This window comes from Enterobacter sp. MF024 (assembly GCF_005843915.1).
GTDB lineage: Bacteria > Pseudomonadota > Gammaproteobacteria > Enterobacterales > Enterobacteriaceae > Enterobacter > Enterobacter barmai.
Map to the genome: position 1 here is coordinate 98,466 of NZ_VCBB01000010.1, position 18,047 is coordinate 116,512.

General features: G+C 56.4%; 16 protein-coding genes and 1 pseudogene. 12 read left to right on the forward strand and 5 right to left on the reverse strand.

All coding sequences use genetic code 11. From position 1 onward, the window contains the following. Nucleotides 1-10: 10 nt before the first annotated feature. Nucleotides 11-598, forward strand: a complete 588-nt coding sequence (gene mog / locus FFB58_RS15845) for a molybdopterin adenylyltransferase (protein WP_103178202.1) — start codon at nt 11-13, stop codon at nt 596-598. Between the two features lie 123 nt (nt 599-721). Continuing rightward, the gene (locus FFB58_RS15850) at nt 722-2,011 is read left to right on the forward strand and encodes an MFS transporter (protein WP_138370394.1); all 1,290 of its coding nucleotides are present in this window, start codon (nt 722-724) and stop codon (nt 2,009-2,011) included. A 29-nt stretch (nt 2,012-2,040) separates the two neighbouring features. On the opposite strand, the gene FFB58_RS15855 is transcribed toward FFB58_RS15850, so the two are convergent. The 4 genes from FFB58_RS15855 to satP form a co-directional block, all read right to left on the reverse strand. Beyond that, nucleotides 2,041-3,177 carry an ABC transporter substrate-binding protein gene (locus FFB58_RS15855; RefSeq protein WP_138370395.1) on the reverse strand — a complete coding sequence of 379 codons (1,137 nt, stop codon included), beginning with the start codon at nt 3,175-3,177 and terminating at the stop codon, nt 2,041-2,043. A gap of 15 nt (nt 3,178-3,192) precedes the next feature. Then, a complete protein-coding gene (locus FFB58_RS15860; protein ID WP_138370396.1) occupies nt 3,193-3,969 on the reverse strand; it encodes an ABC transporter ATP-binding protein in 777 nt (258 codons plus the stop codon). Continuing rightward, nucleotides 3,966-5,039: an iron ABC transporter permease gene (locus tag FFB58_RS15865; protein ID WP_039030439.1), complete on the reverse strand. Its 1,074-nt coding sequence runs from the start codon at nt 5,037-5,039 to the stop codon at nt 3,966-3,968. The genes FFB58_RS15860 and FFB58_RS15865 overlap by 4 nt, the downstream gene beginning before the upstream one ends. 252 nt (nt 5,040-5,291) lie before the next feature. After that, the gene (gene satP / locus FFB58_RS15870; RefSeq protein WP_138370397.1) at nt 5,292-5,861 is read right to left on the reverse strand and encodes an acetate uptake transporter; all 570 of its coding nucleotides are present in this window, start codon (nt 5,859-5,861) and stop codon (nt 5,292-5,294) included. A 296-nt stretch (nt 5,862-6,157) separates the two neighbouring features. Here satP and dnaK point away from each other — a divergent pair, with 296 nt between their 5' ends. From dnaK to nhaR, 4 genes are all read left to right on the forward strand, one after another. After that, nucleotides 6,158-8,077, forward strand: coding sequence for a molecular chaperone DnaK (gene dnaK / locus FFB58_RS15875; protein ID WP_039030437.1), 1,920 nt, complete (start codon nt 6,158-6,160; stop codon nt 8,075-8,077). Between the two features lie 86 nt (nt 8,078-8,163). Then, nucleotides 8,164-9,297: a molecular chaperone DnaJ gene (dnaJ, locus tag FFB58_RS15880; RefSeq protein WP_039030436.1), complete on the forward strand. Its 1,134-nt coding sequence runs from the start codon at nt 8,164-8,166 to the stop codon at nt 9,295-9,297. 172 nt (nt 9,298-9,469) lie between these two features. After that, nucleotides 9,470-10,645, forward strand: coding sequence for a Na+/H+ antiporter NhaA (gene nhaA / locus FFB58_RS15885; RefSeq protein WP_138370398.1), 1,176 nt, complete (start codon nt 9,470-9,472; stop codon nt 10,643-10,645). Nucleotides 10,646-10,703: 58 nt separating this feature from the next. Then, on the forward strand, nt 10,704-11,603 hold the full coding sequence (gene nhaR, locus FFB58_RS15890; RefSeq protein ID WP_039030434.1) for a transcriptional activator NhaR: 900 nt from the start codon (nt 10,704-10,706) through the stop codon (nt 11,601-11,603). Nucleotides 11,604-11,660: 57 nt separating this feature from the next. Here the strand turns inward: nhaR and rpsT are convergent, their stop codons facing one another. Next, nucleotides 11,661-11,924 carry a 30S ribosomal protein S20 gene (gene rpsT / locus FFB58_RS15895; RefSeq protein ID WP_012015991.1) on the reverse strand — a complete coding sequence of 88 codons (264 nt, stop codon included), beginning with the start codon at nt 11,922-11,924 and terminating at the stop codon, nt 11,661-11,663. Between the two features lie 101 nt (nt 11,925-12,025). On the opposite strand from rpsT, the pseudogene FFB58_RS23080 reads away from it, so the two are divergent. The 6 genes and pseudogenes from FFB58_RS23080 (at nt 12,026) to ispH (ending at nt 18,036) form a co-directional block, all read left to right on the forward strand. Then, nucleotides 12,026-12,244, forward strand: a pseudogene (locus FFB58_RS23080) (DUF2575 domain-containing protein). Between the two features lie 7 nt (nt 12,245-12,251). Continuing rightward, the gene (gene ribF / locus FFB58_RS15910) at nt 12,252-13,190 is read left to right on the forward strand and encodes a bifunctional riboflavin kinase/FAD synthetase (protein ID WP_138370399.1); all 939 of its coding nucleotides are present in this window, start codon (nt 12,252-12,254) and stop codon (nt 13,188-13,190) included. 33 nt (nt 13,191-13,223) lie between these two features. Further along, nucleotides 13,224-16,040, forward strand: a complete 2,817-nt coding sequence (ileS, locus tag FFB58_RS15915) for an isoleucine--tRNA ligase (protein ID WP_138370400.1) — start codon at nt 13,224-13,226, stop codon at nt 16,038-16,040. Continuing rightward, entirely contained in the window at nt 16,040-16,540 is a 501-nt protein-coding gene (gene lspA / locus FFB58_RS15920) for a signal peptidase II (protein WP_039030431.1), read from the forward strand. The genes ileS and lspA overlap by 1 nt, the downstream gene beginning before the upstream one ends. 94 nt (nt 16,541-16,634) lie before the next feature. Continuing rightward, a complete protein-coding gene (gene fkpB / locus FFB58_RS15925; protein WP_138370401.1) occupies nt 16,635-17,105 on the forward strand; it encodes an FKBP-type peptidyl-prolyl cis-trans isomerase in 471 nt (156 codons plus the stop codon). Next, nucleotides 17,086-18,036, forward strand: a complete 951-nt coding sequence (gene ispH / locus FFB58_RS15930) for a 4-hydroxy-3-methylbut-2-enyl diphosphate reductase (RefSeq protein WP_039030429.1) — start codon at nt 17,086-17,088, stop codon at nt 18,034-18,036. The genes fkpB and ispH overlap by 20 nt, the downstream gene beginning before the upstream one ends. Nucleotides 18,037-18,047 lie beyond the last annotated feature (11 nt).

An 18,047-nucleotide genomic window follows, 5' to 3' on the forward strand; every position in this document is an offset into this window, starting at 1 on the left:
TGGAATGAATATGAATACCTTACGCATTGGCTTAGTTTCTGTCTCTGACCGCGCCTCCAGCGGTGTTTATGAAGATAAAGGCATTCCTGCGCTGGAAGCCTGGCTGGCTTCTGCTCTGACTACGCCGTTTGAAGTGCAAACGCGTCTGATCCCGGATGAACAGGCCGTCATCGAGCAAACCCTGTGTGAACTGGTTGATGAAATGAGCTGTCATCTGGTGCTGACCACGGGCGGAACAGGGCCCGCGCGCCGGGATGTGACGCCGGACGCAACCCTTGCCGTTGCTGACCGTGAAATGCCGGGCTTTGGCGAACAGATGCGCCAGATCAGTCTACACTTTGTGCCAACGGCAATCCTGTCACGCCAGGTCGGGGTGATCCGCAAGCAGGCGCTGATCCTCAACTTACCGGGCCAGCCTAAGTCGATTAAAGAGACGCTGGAAGGCGTAAAAGAGGCTGACGGCAAGGTGGTGGTCGCGGGGATTTTTGCCAGCGTACCGTATTGTGTACAGCTTCTGGAAGGGCCTTACGTCGAAACCGATCCGCAGGTAGTAGCAGCTTTTCGCCCGAAAAGCGCAAGGCGTGAAACAATCTCCTGAAATTAACAATAATGTGACATAAGCTGTAACGACGGTAGCCTGCTAATTGATTTACGGTATAGTAATTTTTTCTTTACGATCGCTGTAAATATAACTCAACAATTCAGCCCATAATGGTTCGCTATGTCACATTACACCCGGCCTCTCAATCGTCAGGATTATAAAACCCTCACGCTTGCCGCTCTCGGCGGCGCGCTGGAGTTTTATGACTTCATCATCTTCGTCTTTTTCGCCGCTGTCGTCGGGGAGCTGTTCTTCCCGGCGGACATCCCCGAATGGCTGCGTCAGGTTCAGACCTTTGGCATTTTCGCCGCCGGTTATCTGGCGCGCCCGCTCGGCGGCATCGTGATGGCCCACTTTGGCGATCTGGTAGGGCGCAAAAAGATGTTCACCCTCAGCATCCTGCTGATGGCGGTACCGACGCTGGCGATTGGCCTGCTGCCGACCTATGCCTCGATGGGCATTCTCGCGCCGGTACTGCTGCTGCTGATGCGCATCCTGCAAGGGGCGGCGATTGGCGGTGAAGTGCCGGGCGCATGGGTGTTTGTGGCGGAACATGTTCCGGCCCGGCGGATCGGCATTGCCTGCGGCACGCTGACCGCAGGGCTGACCGTCGGCATTCTGCTCGGCTCGGTGGTGGCGACGCTGGTCAATACCAGCATGACCCAGCAGGCGGTGCACGACTGGGGCTGGCGTATTCCGTTCCTGCTGGGCGGGGCCTTTGGTCTGGTGGCCATGTATCTGCGTCGCTGGCTGCAGGAGACGCCTGTATTCCTTGAGATGCAGCAGCGCAAGGCGCTGGCGCAGGAACTGCCGGTTAAAGCGGTAGTGGTACGGCACAGAAAGGCGGTGGTGGTATCGATGCTGCTGACCTGGCTGCTGTCGGCGGGCATCGTGGTGGTGATCCTGATGTCGCCGGTCTGGCTGCAAAAACAGTACGGCTTTGCCCCGGCGGTGACGCTGCAGGCCAACAGTTTCGCCACCATCATGCTGTGCTTTGGCTGCCTGATTGCCGGTCTGGCGGTGGATCGTATCGGCTCCAGCCTGACCTTTATCATCGGCAGCCTGCTGCTGGCCGGGTCGAGCTGGGCGTTTTACCATCTGGCGGGCAGCCATCCCGAACAGCTGTTCCTGCTCTACGGTACGGTGGGGCTTTGCGTGGGCGTGGTGGGTGCGGTGCCTTACGTGATGGTTCGCGCCTTCCCGCCGGAAGTGCGCTTCACCGGTATTTCATTCTCCTATAACGTTTCATACGCCATCTTCGGCGGGCTGACGCCGGTTGCCGTCACCCTGTTGATGGGCGTGTCGCCGATGGCACCTGCCTGGTACGTGCTGGCGCTGTCGCTCATGGGGCTGGCTCTTGGGATCTGGCTGCGCCAGAAACCGGTGGAAGTACCGGTCCTCGCGGGATAAAAAATGCCGGGCAGAGCCCGGCATTTTTATTAGTGCGAAGGGGTGTAGCTCAGGATGATGTTGTCATCCGGGATGTGGGTGAAGTCAGTGATGATGGCGTGGTAATCCGCCTGCGGATCCACATCCTTAAACAGCGTTGGATAGAAGATTTTGCTCAACGTCTCGATGGCGAAGATGTTGTACGGATTGTTATAGAAGTGGTGATAGAGCGCCCCGGTATGGCCCTGAGCCACCGCCGGAATGCTGGCCACTCCCTGACGCCCCACCAGCGCGTTGAACGCCGTCGTTACTTCGCCTGCCGGGACGTTATAGCCAAACGGGATAATGGCCGTGCCTTTGCCTGGACGTTTTGAACCGGTCATCAGGTAGTAATCCGGGTTCAGGGAGATAATCTTCTCCACCGAGACATTCCCGGTCGCACCTGGCAGCAGCTGTGACCCGATATTGATCCCGCCCGCAGCTTCTACCAGTCCGCCCCAGCCGTTACGCGCGTGGGTAAAGCAGCAGCCATTATCCAGCCCGCCGACGCCGGCAATAGGTTCGATAAAGACCAGCGGTTTTTTGCTGACGGTTGCCAGACGCTGGTGGATTTTATCCAGACGCTGCTGATAGAAATCGATGTAGGCCTGGGCGCGGTCGGTCTGGCCCAGCGCCTTACCCAGCAGGGCAATGCTCGGCAGGGTGTTTTCTACCGGGTGCAGCTCGTAGTCAACGAAGATGACCGGAATGTGCAGGGCTTCGAGCTTCGTGAGTACGCCGGACTGCACCAGCGAGGGCTTAGCGCGCAGCTGGGCGATCATCAGGTCTGGCTGGCGGGAGATAACCGTTTCGAGGTCGACATTTCCCTGGTCGGAAAACTTCATGTCGAGGATCTTCTCCGCTTCCGGCCACTTGCCCTTCAGCACGTTCCAGGTTTCGGTATCCTGCTTTTTCGGCAGATTATTCCACGCCACCACCTTCGCGAACGGATTATCGCGCTCCAGCAGCGCCAGGGCGAAGATGTCGCGTCCGTCCTGCAAAATGATGCGCTGCGGTTCGTGCTCCACCGTGACCGTGCGGTTATCCATATCCTTGACCGTTACCGGCCAGCTTTGCGCCTGGGCGATGAGCGGCGTAATGAACAGTGCCAGCCCTCCGGCGGCGGCGATGATTTTTTTTAGCGTCATGTTTTCCCCGTCTTTTTATGGTGTTAACCCGTCGACCACCACATGGGGCAGCCCGCGGGAGCAGTATTCGACCCGGCCGTCCACGCCATAAACCGCTGCCAGATTGACGGGCGTGACCACCTCTCCCGGCAGGCCGCTGGCGATCAGCTCGCCGGCTTTCAGCATCAGGGCATAGTCCGCATGGCGCAGGGCAATGTTGATGTCGTGGATCACCACGACGGTGACGATGTTGCGCAGCCGCGTTTCGCGGGCGACGATATCCATCACATGGAACTGGTAGTTAAGATCGAGGGCGCTCAGGGGCTCGTCCAGCAACAGCAGGTCGGGCTGGCGGATCAGGGACTGCGCGAGGCCAATCAGCTGCTTTTGCCCGCCGGAAAGTTGATCCAGAAAACTCATTGCCAGATGGGCGACGCCCAGCTTTTCAAGAATGGCGTACGCCTCCTGCTCAACGTTTTGCGTATTCACGCTGCCGCTGGCACGACGGGCGACGATCACCGATTCCAGCGCATGCAGATGCACGCCCTGAGGCAGGGATTGCGGGAGGTAAACCACCTTCTGCGCCCGCTTTGCCGGGGGCAGGGTCATCAGATCCTCGCCGTTAAGCAGTAACTCGCCCTGAGCGGGATTGAGGTCTGCCAGCGCGCGCAGCAGGGTGGATTTGCCCGAGCCGTTCGGCCCCAGCAGGGCGGTGATCTGTCCGCGAGGAAGTCGTGGGGTGGTTAGCCCGCTGATGACTTTTTTCTTGCGATAGCCGGTGTGCAGATCCCGGACGCGAAGGCCGTCGGTCATACGTTCCCCCGGTTACGAATAATGATGCTCAGGAAGAACGGCACCCCCACCAGCGAGGTGACAATGCCAACAGGAATGATGACGCCGGGAACGATGTTCTTGGAAAACACGGAGGCCAGCGAAAGCACCAGAGCGCCAATCAGCATGCTGCCGGGCAGATAAAAACGGTGATCCTCGCCAAACATCATGCGCGAGATATGCGGCGCCACCAGGCCAATAAAGCCTACCGGCCCGACAAAGGCGACGGTCAGCGCCGAAATAATGCTGATGCGTAGCAGCGTCGCCAGGCGCAGCTTTTTGACGTTAATCCCGAAGCTGACGGCGCGATCTTCTCCCAATCGCAGCGCCGTTAGCTTCCAGGCATTTTTAAGCGACAGCGGCACGATAATCAGCAGCGCCACGGCCAGGATCGCCAGCTTATCCCATGAGGCTCTTGCCAGGCTGCCCATCGTCCAGAAGACCAGCCCTTGCAGGGTGTCTTCGCTGGCAACAAACTGCAGAATGGAGATCAGGGCGTTGAAGGTAAAGACCAGCGCGATCCCGAACAGCACCACGCCGGACGTTGCCACGCGGGTCCAGCGGCTGATGCCGTCCAGAATAAAGCAGGCCAGCAGGGCAAAGACAAAGGCGTTTGCCGGAATAAACCATTTATCGGCAATGCCGGGGATGCCCAGTCCGAGCACAATTGCCAGGGCAGCGCCGAAGGAGGCGGCAGACGACACCCCAAGCGTAAACGGGCTGGCGAGCGGGTTGTTAAGGATGGTTTGCATCTCGGCTCCGGCAAGCCCCAGCGCCATACCGACGGCGACCGCCATCAGCGCAAACGGCAGCCGCAGCTCCCAGACAATGACGCGCGTACCGGCATCGACTGAAGCGGCATCGACCAGGGTGTGCCAGAGCGTAGAAACGGAGATGCCCGAAGGACCGAGCGTGAAATCGAGGATCAGGGAGCAAAGTATAAAGAAGAGCAGCACGCCTGCCAGGGTAAAACGCCTGACAAGGACTTTACGGTAATGCGACGCGATAATGGCTTCGCCAGTTTGCTCGCGGGCGGCAAGGCTGGAATTCATCAGATAACCCTATGCAACACAAAAGAATCATTTATCCCCTGCTGGTTCCATTTTGGTGGCTGCCTGATATCCATTATCCGGGATGCGCGGGTCACACTATTCGCAATGATAATGCTTATCAATTAAATGAGGTGATTATTACCGTTCTGTTTACGTATCGTTTCTGATGCGGCTAAAAAACAGTCAGATTTAAAAAGGGGAAAGCGCAACCGCATAGAGGAGTTCGTGCCCGCAGGGCGGGCACGAAGGGGATCAGTGTTTTTCACCAATCGGCAGCACGGTACGACCGAACTGCTCGTTCAGGACTTCACCCATTGCCAGGTAAATGGCGCTGGCGCCGCAGACCAGGCCAATCCAGCCAGCCACGTGAATAATGGCTTCGCCGTTGCTCACCAGGTGACCCACGCACAGCAGGGCGAACAACACGGTCAGGCTCAGGAACACGAACTGCAGCGCGCGGTTACCCACCAGCGTGCCGAAGAACATGAACAGCGTGAAGACGCCCCACAGGCCCAGATAAACGCCCAGGAACTGCGGGTTAGCGGCGTCGGTCAGACCCATTTTCGGCATCAGCAGAATGGCGACCAGGGTCAGCCAGAATGAACCGTAAGAGGTGAACGCGGTTAAACCAAAGGTGTTGCCTTTCTTATATTCCAGCAGGCCCGCGAAGATCTGTGCGATGCCGCCATAAAAAATGCCCATCGCCAGGATAATGCCGTCCATCGGGAAGAACCCGATGTTGTGCAGGTTCAGCAGGATGGTGGTCATGCCAAAACCCATCAGGCCCAGCGGAGCCGGATTAGCCAACTTAGTGTTGCCCATAAGTCCTCAAAAAAATCATCATTAATATGGTGAAATGGTGAATCCCACGCCAATTCTCCCTGGCGGGGCGCGGCATCATAATGGGCGCTATCGATGCCGTCTATGATCTAATCAGGGTGAAATTAAAAATTTTTTTATCCGCCCCCCTTGATGGTTGCCGTTGCGACCCCATCTTGTAGTCAACCGCAGTGTGTGGACCTGAAAAAATTCAAATCTGGACAGTTGAAAAAGCATCTTCTGCCCTTATTACAGGTACACAACCACATGTTGACCGAATTTATAGTGGAGACGTTTAGATGGGTAAAATTATTGGTATCGACCTGGGTACTACCAACTCTTGTGTAGCGATTATGGACGGCACTACTGCACGTGTGCTGGAGAATGCCGAGGGCGATCGCACCACGCCTTCTATCATTGCCTATACCCAGGATGGTGAAACTCTGGTTGGTCAGCCGGCTAAACGTCAGGCAGTGACAAACCCGCAAAACACACTGTTTGCGATCAAGCGCCTGATTGGCCGTCGCTTCCAGGACGAAGAAGTGCAGCGTGATGAAGCCATCATGCCGTACAAAATCATCGGCGCTGAAAACGGCGACGCCTGGATTGATGTTAAAGGTCAGAAAATGGCACCGCCGCAGATCTCTGCTGAAGTGCTGAAAAAAATGAAGAAAACCGCTGAAGATTACCTGGGTGAGCCGGTAACTGAAGCCGTTATCACCGTTCCAGCTTACTTCAACGATGCTCAGCGTCAGGCGACTAAAGACGCCGGCCGTATCGCGGGTCTGGAAGTCAAACGTATCATCAACGAACCAACCGCAGCGGCACTGGCCTACGGTCTGGATAAAGAAGTTGGCAACCGCACCATCGCGGTATACGACCTGGGTGGCGGTACTTTCGATATCTCTATTATCGAAATCGACGAAGTTGACGGCGAAAAAACCTTCGAAGTTCTGGCAACCAACGGTGATACCCACCTGGGTGGTGAAGACTTCGACAGCCGCATGATCAACTATCTCGTTGACGAATTTAAGAAAGATCAGGGCATTGACCTGCGTAACGACCCGCTGGCCATGCAGCGCCTGAAAGAAGCCGCAGAAAAAGCGAAAATTGAGCTCTCTTCTGCGCAGCAGACCGACGTGAACCTGCCGTACATCACTGCAGACGCGACCGGTCCAAAACACATGAACATCAAAGTGACTCGCGCGAAACTGGAAAGCCTGGTAGAAGACCTGGTTAACCGTTCCATCGAGCCGCTGAAAGTTGCTCTGCAGGACGCGGGCCTGTCCGTATCCGAAATCCAGGACGTTATCCTGGTCGGTGGTCAGACGCGTATGCCAATGGTTCAGAAGAAAGTGGCTGAATTCTTTGGTAAAGAGCCGCGTAAAGACGTTAACCCGGACGAAGCCGTTGCTATCGGTGCTGCCGTTCAGGGTGGTGTACTGACCGGTGAAGTGAAAGACGTACTGCTGCTGGACGTTACCCCGCTGTCTCTGGGTATCGAAACCATGGGCGGTGTGATGACGGCGCTGATCGCCAAAAACACCACCATCCCAACCAAGCACAGCCAGGTGTTCTCTACCGCTGAAGACAACCAGTCTGCGGTAACCATCCATGTGCTGCAGGGTGAGCGTAAACGTGCCGCGGATAACAAAGATCTGGGCCAGTTCAACCTCGATGGTATCAGCCCGGCGCCGCGCGGCATGCCACAGATCGAAGTCACCTTCGACATCGATGCTGACGGCATCCTGCACGTTTCCGCGAAGGACAAAAACAGCGGTAAAGAGCAGAAGATCACCATCAAGGCCTCTTCCGGTCTGAATGAAGAAGAGATCCAGAAAATGGTTCGCGAAGCAGAAGCGAACGCCGAGTCTGACCGTAAGTTTGAAGAGCTGGTTCAGACCCGCAACCAGGGTGACCATCTGCTGCACAGCACCCGTAAGCAGGTTGAAGAAGCAGGCGATAAACTGCCAGCTGACGACAAAACGGCTATCGAGTCTGCACTGAGCGCGCTGGAAGCGTCCCTGAAAGGCGAAGACAAAGCCGACATCGAAGCGAAGATGCAGGCGCTGGCGCAGGCTTCCGAGAAGCTGATGGAGATCGCTCAGCAGCAACACGCACAGCAGCAGGCTGGCGCGGGTGCTGACGCTTCTGCCAACAACGCGAAAGATGACGATGTTGTCGACGCAGAGTTTGAAGAAGTGAAAGACAAAAAATAATCGCCCTTTGAACGGGTAATACACTGGCACGGGCGAAGAGGTTTCCTCTCCGCCCGTGCACGCATGTTAGGGGCAGATAAAACAAGATGGCAAAGCAAGACTATTACGAGATTTTGGGCGTTTCCAAAACAGCGGAAGAGCGTGAAATCAAAAAGGCGTATAAGCGCCTGGCCATGAAATATCACCCGGACCGCAACCAGGGTGACAAAGAGGCCGAAGCCAGGTTTAAAGAGATCAAAGAAGCCTACGAAATCCTGACCGATGCGCAGAAACGTGCAGCCTACGATCAGTACGGCCATGCCGCGTTTGAACAGGGCGGTATGGGCGGCGGCGGATTTGGTGGCGGCGGCGCAGATTTCAGCGATATCTTTGGTGACGTGTTCGGCGACATCTTCGGTGGCGGCCGCGGTCGTCAGCGTGCAGCCCGTGGCGCAGACCTGCGTTACAACATGGAGCTGACGCTGGAAGAAGCGGTGCGTGGCGTGACGAAAGAGATCCGCATCCCGACTCTTGAAGAGTGCGACGTCTGCCACGGCAGCGGCGCGAAAGTCGGCACCAAGCCACAGACCTGTCCAACCTGTCACGGTTCAGGCCAGGTGCAGATGCGCCAGGGCTTCTTCGCGGTGCAGCAGAGCTGTCCGCACTGTCAGGGTCGCGGTACGCTGATCAAGGATCCATGCAACAAATGTCACGGCCATGGTCGCGTCGAGAAGACCAAAACCCTGTCGGTTAAAATCCCGGCGGGCGTGGATACCGGCGATCGTATTCGTCTGTCTGGCGAAGGCGAAGCAGGGGAGCACGGCGCACCGGCAGGCGATCTGTACGTTCAGGTGCAGGTGAAGCAGCATGCAATTTTTGAACGTGAAGGCAACAACCTGTACTGCGAAGTGCCGATCAACTTTGCCATGGCGGCAATGGGCGGCGAGATCGAAGTGCCAACGCTGGACGGTCGCGTAAACCTGAAAGTGCCTGGCGAAACCCAGACCGGCAAGCTGTTCCGCATGCGCGGTAAAGGTGTGAAATCCGTCCGTGGCGGCGCTCAGGGCGACCTGCTTTGCCGCGTGGTGGTGGAAACCCCGGTTGGCCTGAACGAGAAGCAGAAGCAGCTGCTGCGAGAACTGCAGGAGAGCTTTGGCGGCCCGACGGGTGAGAACAACAGCCCGCGTTCCAAAAGCTTCTTTGATGGCGTAAAAAAGTTCTTTGACGATTTGACTCGCTAACGCTGAGCTGACGTTGTTCTAAAAGCCCGGAAGCGATGCCGGGCTTTTTTATACCTGCTAAATTTAGATCGGAAAAACTGAATCAATAGTCAATGTTAACCTGCTTTTACCGATGAATATCCGCGCGTATGATGGTTTTAACGAAGGATTGTCGTAAAAAGAGAGAGTAATAGTGAAACTTCTGAATCGTTTTTTCCAGAATGAGGCCGCGGGCGGCATCATTCTTATCCTGGCCGCAGCCATCGCCATGCTGCTGGCAAATCTGGGCGCGACCCGCGACCTGTACCACGCTTTTCTGGAAACCCCCGTTGAGTTACGGGTCGGCGTGCTGGAAATCAACAAGAACATGCTGCTGTGGATCAACGATGCCCTGATGGCGGTCTTTTTCCTGCTGGTGGGGCTGGAGGTCAAGCGTGAGCTGATTCAAGGCTCCCTGGCAAGCCGTCAGCGTGCGGCATTCCCGGTGATTGCCGCTATCGGCGGGATGGTCGTCCCGGCGCTTATCTATCTGGCGTTTAACTATCAGGATCCTATTGCCCGTGATGGCTGGGCTATCCCGGCGGCCACGGATATTGCCTTTGCATTAGGCGTCCTGGCGCTGTTAGGCAACCGCGTGCCGATGGCGTTGAAAATCTTCCTGATGGCGCTGGCAATCATCGATGACCTGGGCGCGATAGTTATTATTGCCCTGTTCTATACCAGCGAGCTGTCGATGCTGTCCCTGGGCGTGGCGGCGGCAGCTATCGCCGCACTGGCGCTGCTGAACATCTTCAACGTGCGTCGGATTGGTATCTATGTGCTGGTGGGGATGGTGCTCTGGACGGCCGTACTGAAATCGGGCGTGCATGCCACCCTGGCCGGGGTGATTATTGGCTTCTTCGTGCCGCTGAAGAAGCAGGACGGTAAATCGCCAGCGAAGCAGCTGGAGCACGTGCTGCATCCATGGGTCGCTTTTATGATCCTGCCGCTCTTCGCCTTTGCTAACGCCGGTGTCTCCCTTAAGGGCGTCACGCTGGATGGAATGATGTCAATGCTGCCGCTGGGGATCATCGCCGGGCTGTTTATCGGTAAGCCGCTAGGGATCAGCCTCTTCTGCTGGCTGGCGCTGAAGCTGAAGCTGGCCACCTTGCCGCACGGAACCACCTGCCGGCAGATCATGGCCGTTGGCGTCCTTTGCGGGATTGGCTTTACAATGTCGATCTTTATTTCCACGCTGGCGTTTGGCGCGAGTGCACCTGAGCTCATCGACTGGGCTAAGTTGGCTATCTTAACCGGATCGCTGTTGTCGGCATTCACTGGCTATGCCTTACTGAAAACGAAATTGCCGGGGCAGGGGCATCCGGCGTAACGGGACTCCGGGAGGGCAGGCCGCCCTCCCGTTAACACTATCAGGGAGCGAGGAGCGTATGTCTCATCTTAACTACAACCATCTTTACTACTTCTGGCATGTCTATAAAGAGGGCTCGGTTGTCGGCGCGGCGGAGGCGCTCTATCTGACGCCACAGACCATTACCGGGCAGATCAAAGCCCTTGAAGAACGCCTGCAGGGGAAGCTGTTCAAGCGCAAAGGGCGCGGTATCGAGCCAAGTGAACTGGGCGAGCTGGTGTTTCGCTACGCGGACAAAATGTTCACCCTGAGCCAGGAGATGCTCGATATCGTCAACTACCGCAAAGAGTCGAACCTGCTCTTCGACGTGGGCATTGCGGATGCGTTGTCAAAACGGCTGGTCAGCGGGGTGCTGGATGCGGCAGTGGTGAAGGATGAGCAGATCCACCTGCGCTGTTTTGAATCCACGCACGAGATGCTGCTGGAGCAGTTGAGCCAGCACAAGCTGGATATGATTATCTCCGACTGCCCTATCGACTCCACCCAACAGGAAGGTCTTTTCTCGGTGAAAATTGGCGAGTGCGGCGTCAGCTTCTGGTGCAGCAATCCGCCGCCAGAAAAGCCGTTTCCCGCCTGTCTGGAAGAGCGTCGTTTACTGGTGCCCGGTCGTCGTTCGATGCTGGGCCGCAAGCTGCTGAACTGGTTTAACTCCCAGGGGCTGAACGTTGAAATTCTGGGTGAGTTTGACGATGCCGCGCTAATGAAAGCCTTCGGTGAGGCGCATAACGCGATTTTTGTCGCCCCAACGCTGTATGCCCAGGATCTGTATGCGGACGAGAAAATTACCGAGATAGGGCGGGTGGACAACGTGATGGAAGAGTATCACGCGATATTTGCTGCAAGAATGATTCAGCACCCGGCGGTGCAGCGTATCTGTAACCAGGATTACAGCGCGCTGTTTACGCCACCGGCACTCTGAAGGCATAAAAAAACCCGCGTTAAGCGGGTTCTTTAAACAAGCAACAACAAGTGGCGATTAAGCCAGTTTGCTGATCTGCGCGGTCAGGTTTGCTTTATGACGCGCTGCTTTGTTTTTGTGGATCAGACCTTTAGCAGCCTGACGATCCACGATTGGTTGCATTTCGTTAAATGCGTTCTGCGCTGCAGCTTTGTCGCCAGCTTCGATTGCTGCGTATACTTTCTTGATGAAAGTACGCATCATAGAGCGACGGCTTGCGTTGTGCTTACGAGCCTTTTCAGACTGAACGGCACGTTTCTTAGCTGATTTGATATTAGCCAAGTCCAACTCCCAAATATGATCTATGTGGACAATTCAAAGGCCGAGGAATATGCCCTCTTTGCCCTCTTTTGTCAATGGATTTGTGCAAATAAGCGCCGTTAATTAGCGACGCTACGTTACGTAGTGATGGCGCAGGATTCTACCAGCTTGTCTCTCCTGAATACAGCTTTTCGACACAAAAAACGTCATCTGTAGACAGATTTTTTCGCTGTGAAAGGCAACCCTGATGAAATCATTACGGCTTTCTGTTTTGCGTGAACAATCGCCGGTTAACCTTAACCGCTGTACAAGGTATACTTTGGCGATTTTCACTGTTTTGAGCCAGTCATGAAGCTGATACGCGGCATACATAATCTGAGTCAGGCCCCGCACGGGTGTGTGCTGACTATTGGTAATTTCGACGGCGTGCATCGTGGGCATCAGGTGCTGTTGCAGGGATTGCGTGAAGAAGGGCGGGCTCGTGGTCTGCCGGTTGTAGTCATGATTTTTGAGCCGCAGCCGCTGGAGCTGTTTGCCAGCGATAAGGCGCCTGCACGCCTGACCCGCCTGCGTGAAAAATTACGTTATCTCGCGCAGTGCGGCGTGGACTATGTCCTGTGCGTCCGTTTCGACCGACGTTTTGCCGCGCTGACGGCACAAAATTTTGTCGGCGACCTGCTGGTCGATCGTCTTGGCGTGCAGTTTTTGGCTGTGGGGGATGATTTCCGCTTTGGCGCTGGTCGTCAGGGGGATTTCTTGCTATTACAGAAGGCTGGCCTGGAGTATGGCTTTGACGTCACCAGCACCCAGACCTTTTGCGAAGGCGGCGTGCGCATCAGCAGCACGGCGGTTCGTCAGGCCTTAGCCGATGACGATCTCGATACCGCAGCAAAACTGCTCGGACGCCCGTTCTCCATTTCCGGGCGTGTGGTGCATGGCGATGAACTGGGTCGCACCATTGGTTTCCCTACGGCGAATTTACCGTTGCGCCGTCAGGTTTCCCCGGTCAAAGGGGTTTATGCGGTAGAAGTGACGGGGCTCGGCGATAAGCCTTTACCCGGCGTCGCCAATATTGGCACCCGTCCGACAGTGGCTGGCATACGCCAGCAGCTCGAAGTGCATTTGCTGGACGTTGTAATGGACCTCTACGGTCGCCATATAGATGTAATCCTGCGTAAAAAAATACGCAATGAGCAGCGATTCGCCTCGCTTGATGAGCTGAAAGCGCAAATCGCGAGAGATGAATTAACAGCCCGCGACATTTTTGGGCTATCAAACCCGGCTTAATGCCTGAGATATAAATACGGAACCGAGAATCTGATGAGTGACTATAAATCAACCCTGAATTTGCCGGAAACAGGGTTCCCGATGCGCGGCGACCTCGCCAAGCGTGAACCGGGAATGCTGGCGCGTTGGACCGATGATGACCTGTACGGCATCATCCGTGCAGCCAAAAAAGGTAAAAAAACTTTCATTCTGCATGATGGCCCTCCCTATGCGAATGGCAGCATTCATATTGGTCACTCTGTAAACAAGATTCTGAAAGACATTATCGTTAAGTCCAAAGGCTTAATGGGCTATGACTCGCCTTACGTTCCAGGCTGGGACTGTCACGGTCTGCCGATCGAGCTGAAAGTGGAGCAGGAGTTCGGCAAGCCGGGTGAGAAGTTCACCGCTGCTGAATTCCGTGCCAAATGCCGCGAATACGCCGCTACCCAGGTTGACGGTCAGCGCGAAGACTTTATCCGTCTGGGCGTGCTGGGCGACTGGTCGCACCCGTACCTGACCATGGACTTCAAAACCGAAGCCAACATCATCCGTGCGCTGGGCAAAATCATCGGCAACGGCCACCTGCACAAAGGCGCCAAGCCGGTGCACTGGTGCGTGGACTGCCGCTCTGCGCTGGCTGAGGCGGAAGTTGAGTATTACGACAAAACGTCTCCATCCATCGACGTGGCCTTTGAAGGTGTCGATCAGGATGCGCTGCAGGCCAAGTTTGGTCTGCCGGGCGTCAATGGCCCAATCTCACTGGTTATCTGGACCACCACGCCGTGGACCCTGCCTGCTAACCGCGCGATCTCCCTCTCTGCGGAGTTCGAATACGCGCTGGTACAGGTTGAAGGCCGCGCGCTGATCCTGGCAAAAGATCTGGTTGAGAGCGTGCTGAAGCGCGCGAACATCACCGACTACAAAATCCTCGGCACCGTGAAGGGCGCTGAGCTGGAACTGATGCGCTTTAAACACCCGTTCCTTGATTTCGACGTTCCGGCAATCCTGGGCGAGCACGTTACCCTGGAAGCGGGTACCGGTGCGGTACATACCGCCGGTGGTCACGGCCCGGATGACTATAACATCAGCCTGCAGTACGGTCTGGAAATCGCTAACCCGGTTGGCCCGGACGGTGCTTACCTGCCAGGCACGTATCCGACGCTGGACGGCATCAACGTCTTCAAAGCCAACGACATCATCGTCAACCTGCTGCGCGACAACGGCTCACTGCTGCACGTTGAGAAAATGCAGCACAGCTATCCATGCTGCTGGCGCCACAAGACGCCGATCATCTTCCGTGCGACCCCGCAGTGGTTCGTCAGCATGGATCAGAAAGGCCTGCGCGCGCAGTCCCTTTCTGAGATCAAAGGCGTGCAGTGGATCCCTGACTGGGGCCAGGCGCGTATCGAATCCATGGTCGCGAACCGTCCTGACTGGTGTATCTCCCGTCAGCGTACCTGGGGCGTACCTATGTCCCTGTTCGTCCATAAAGAGACCCAGGAGCTGCACCCGCGCACCCTGGAGCTGATGGAAGAAGTGGCCAAACGCGTTGAGGTTGACGGCATTCAGGCGTGGTGGGATCTCGACTCCCGCGACATCCTGGGCGACGACGCTGATACCTACGAGAAAGTGCCGGATACCCTGGACGTCTGGTTCGACTCCGGTTCTACCCACTCCTCCGTGGTTGACGTGCGTCCGGAATTTGCCGGTCACGCTGCCGACATGTATCTGGAAGGTTCTGACCAACACCGTGGCTGGTTTATGTCATCTCTGATGATCTCTACCGCCATGAAGGGCAAAGCGCCATACCGTCAGGTGCTGACTCACGGTTTCACCGTGGATGGTCAGGGCCGCAAGATGTCCAAATCTATCGGTAACACCGTTTCCCCGCAGGACGTGATGAACAAGCTGGGCGCGGATATTCTGCGTCTGTGGGTGGCATCCACCGACTACACCGGCGAGATGGCGGTCTCCGACGAGATCCTGAAACGTGCTGCCGACAGCTATCGTCGTATCCGTAACACCGCGCGCTTCCTGCTGGCGAACCTCAACGGTTTCGATCCGGCAAAAGATATGGTGAAACCGGAAGAGATGGTGGTGCTGGATCGCTGGGCGGTAGGCTGTGCCCAGGCGGCGCAGGAAGACATCGTTAAAGCATATGACTCTTACGACTTCCACGAAGTGGTGCAGCGCCTGATGCGCTTCTGCTCCATCGAGATGGGCTCTTTCTACCTCGACATTATCAAAGACCGTCAGTACACCGCCAAAGCGGACAGCGTGGCGCGTCGCAGCTGCCAGACCGCGCTGTACCACATCGCGGAAGCGCTGGTGCGCTGGATGGCACCGATCATGTCCTTCACCGCAGATGAGATCTGGGGCTATCTGCCAGGCGACCGTGAGAAGTATGTCTTCACCGGCGAGTGGTATGAAGGCCTGTTTGGTCTGGCTGAAACTGAAGCCATGAACGATGCTTTCTGGGACGAGCTGCTGAAAGTGCGCGGCGAAGTGAACAAGGTTATCGAGCAGGCGCGTACCGATAAGAAAGTGGGCGGCTCTCTGGAAGCGGCAGTGACCCTGTACGCTGAGCCAGAGCTGGCGGCGAAGCTGACGGCGCTGGGCGATGAATTACGATTTGTCCTGTTGACCTCCGGTGCGAAAGTTGCGGATTATGCCGACGCGAGCGCTGATGCCCAGCAGAGCGAACTGCTCAAAGGGCTGAAAGTGGCGCTGGTGAAAGCCGATGGTGATAAGTGCCCGCGCTGCTGGCACTACACTACCGATGTCGGCAAGGTGGCGGAACACGCAGATATCTGCGGACGCTGTGTCAGCAACGTCGCCGGTGATGGCGAAAAACGTAAGTTTGCCTGATGAGTAAATCACTCTCTTCAACAGGGCTGCGCTGGCTGTGGCTGGTGGTAGTCGTGCTGATTATTGATTTGGGCAGCAAGTACCTGATCCTCCAGAACTTTGCTCTGGGGGACACCGTACCGCTGTTCCCGTCGCTTAATCTGCACTATGCGCGTAACTATGGCGCGGCGTTTAGCTTCCTGGCCGACAGCGGCGGCTGGCAGCGCTGGTTCTTTGCAGGTATCGCGCTCGGTATCTGTGTGGTGCTGGCTGTGCTGATGTACCGCGGGAAAGCCACGCAAAAGCTGAACAACATTGCCTACGCGCTGATCATTGGCGGTGCGCTGGGTAACCTGTTCGACCGTCTGTGGCACGGCTTTGTGGTCGATATGATCGACTTCTACGTCGGCAACTGGCATTTCGCCACCTTCAACCTGGCCGATACGGCGATTTGTATCGGTGCGGCGCTGATTGTGCTGGAAGGCTTCTTGCCGAAACCCGCAGCGAAAGAGCAGGCGTAACAGTAAACGCCGGGCGGCACTGCGTTTGCACCGGCCTACGATTTTGTAGGCCCGGTAAGCGCAGCGCCACCGGACAAACCTCAGGCTAAATTGCATGTCTAAATCCGTACAGTCCAACAGCGCGATGCTGGTTCATTTCACGCTGAAACTTGATGATGGCTCCACGGCGGAGTCCACCCGCAATAACGGCAAACCGGCGCTGTTCCGTCTGGGTGATACCTCTCTGTCTGAAGGTCTTGAGCAACAGCTGCTGGGGCTGAAAGAAGGGGATAAAAAAACCTTCTCTCTGGAGCCAGATGCCGCATTTGGCGTGCCGTCCCCGGACCTGATCCAGTACTTCTCGCGTCGTGAATTTATGGATGCGGGGGAACCTGAGATTGGGGCGATTATGCTCTTTACCGCTATGGATGGCAGCGAAATGCCAGGCGTGATCCGTGAAATCAACGGCGACTCGATTACCGTCGATTTCAACCACCCCCTCGCCGGGCGTACCGTCCATTTTGATGTTGAAGTACTGGAAATCGACCCGGTACTGGAGGATGTGAATGCAGATCCTGTTGGCTAACCCGCGCGGCTTCTGCGCCGGTGTAGACCGCGCTATCAGCATTGTTGAAAACGCGCTGGAGCTTTACGGCGCGCCTATTTATGTCCGTCACGAAGTGGTGCATAACCGCTACGTGGTGGATAGCCTGCGCGCACGCGGGGCAATCTTTATTGAGCAGATCGACGAAGTGCCGGACGGCGCGATCCTGATCTTCTCCGCACACGGCGTCTCTCAGGCGGTGCGTAACGAAGCGAAAAATCGCGATCTGACCGTTTTCGACGCCACCTGCCCGCTGGTGACCAAAGTGCATATGGAAGTGGCCCGTGCCAGCCGCCGTGGTGAAGAGTCGATTCTGATTGGTCACGCAGGCCACCCGGAAGTGGAAGGGACCATGGGACAGTACAGTAACCCGGAAGGGGGTATGTATCTGGTCGAGTCCCCTGAAGATGTGCTGACGCTGAACGTCAAAAACGAAGCCAAACTGTCGTTTATGACCCAGACCACGCTCTCCGTCGATGATACGTCCGACGTTATCGATGCGCTGCGAAGCCGCTTCCCGAAAATCGTTGGCCCGCGTAAAGATGACATCTGCTACGCCACCACCAACCGTCAGGAAGCGGTGCGCGCCCTGGCGGAGCAGGCGGATGTGGTGCTGGTTGTCGGCTCGAAAAACTCCTCTAACTCCAACCGTCTGGCCGAACTGGCGCAGCGAATGGGGAAAGCCGCGTTCCTGATCGACGATGCTACCGACATTCAGGAAGCCTGGGTAAAAGAGGTGCAATGCGTTGGCGTGACTGCCGGTGCCTCGGCGCCGGATATTCTGGTGCAGAACGTGATTGCGCGTCTGCAGGAGCTGGGCGGCGGGGAAGCCATTCCGCTGGCGGGCCGCGAAGAGAATATTGTCTTCGAAGTGCCGAAAGAGCTACGTATCGACGCGCGAGAAGTCGAGTAAGGTTTAAAAAA